Here is a 1,210-nt window from a genome sequence, read left to right as displayed (position 1 = left end):
CTTCGGTGGATATTTTGCAATCAACGACTCTGGCAATTCAAAGTCGAAATCAGAAACCTTCATGTACCCTCTTAGTTTGCTTCAGACTTAATAATTGGTGTTTCGCATTTAACGTCGGCATTTTGAGCACGATGACGCATAACATGATCCAACAATGTAATCGCTAACATCGCCTCAGCAATTGGCGTTGCACGAATACCAACACAAGGGTCGTGACGACCATGTGTCACTACCTCAATTTCGTTACCGAAACGATCAATACTCTTGCCAGGTAGGCGCATGCTTGATGTTGGTTTCAAAGCAATGTGAGCAACAATATCTTGCCCCGAAGAAATACCACCAACGACACCACCAGCATTATTGGAAAGAAAACCTTCAGGAGTCATCTCATCGCGATGCTCAGTACCCTTCTGCTCAACGGAATCAAAACCTGCACCGATTTCCACACCTTTTACTGCATTAATACTCATCAGAGCATGAGCAATTTCAGCATCAAGACGATCAAAGATTGGCTCACCCAAGCCCGGCATCATTCCTGTCGCAATCACCGTGATCTTTGCACCGATCGAATTACCTTCTTTGTTGATGTCTTTCATGTACTCTTCCATCAACGGAATTTTATCCGCATCCGGGCAGAAGAAAGGATTTCCCTCAACGATAGACAGGTCAACATTCTCAACTTTAATCGGGCCTAGTTGAGACAAATATCCCTTAATTTCGATGCCAAAAGCCTGACTTAAATACTTTTTAGCAACAGCGCCCGCAGCGACACGCATCGCTGTTTCACGCGCAGAGGAACGACCACCGCCACGGTAGTCTCTAAAACCGTACTTCTGCGTGTAGGCATAATCGGCATGTGCAGGACGGAAGGTATCAGCAATATTTGAATAGTCTTTTGAGCGCTGATCAGTATTTTCTATAATCATACCGATCGATGTCCCTGTGGTTTTTCCTTCGAAAATGCCACTCAAGATCTTTACTTCATCCGCTTCGCGACGTTGCGTGGTGAAGCGCGAAGTCCCGGGTTTACGACGATCTAAATCGTGTTGAATATCTTCCTCAGAAATCTCAATTCCTGGAGGACAACCATCGATGATACAACCGAGTGCCTTACCATGACTTTCGCCGAAGGTGGTTATCGTAAATAACTTTCCGAAGGTATTACCTGACATCGTATAACTCTTTCGTTTTGCTTATTCTTTAACGGCTT

General features: G+C 44.7%; 1 protein-coding gene. It reads right to left on the bottom strand.

Annotated features, from left to right (window positions below; genetic code table 11):
- Positions 1-71: 71 nt before the first annotated feature.
- Positions 72-1,172, bottom strand: a complete 1,101-nt coding sequence (gene aroC / locus A3762_RS19910) for a chorismate synthase (RefSeq protein WP_068756300.1) — start codon at positions 1,170-1,172, stop codon at positions 72-74.
- Positions 1,173-1,210: the final 38 nt, after the last annotated feature.

This window comes from Oleiphilus sp. HI0125 (genome assembly GCF_001635355.1).
Note: the sequence above shows the minus strand (reverse complement) of the source record. Positions and strands in the feature narration are given on the sequence as shown.

Coding starts and splice junctions, on each gene's coding strand:
- aroC (WP_068756300.1), bottom strand. CDS start 1,172: ATGTCAGGTAATACCTTCGGAAAGTTATTTACGATAACCACCTTCGGC.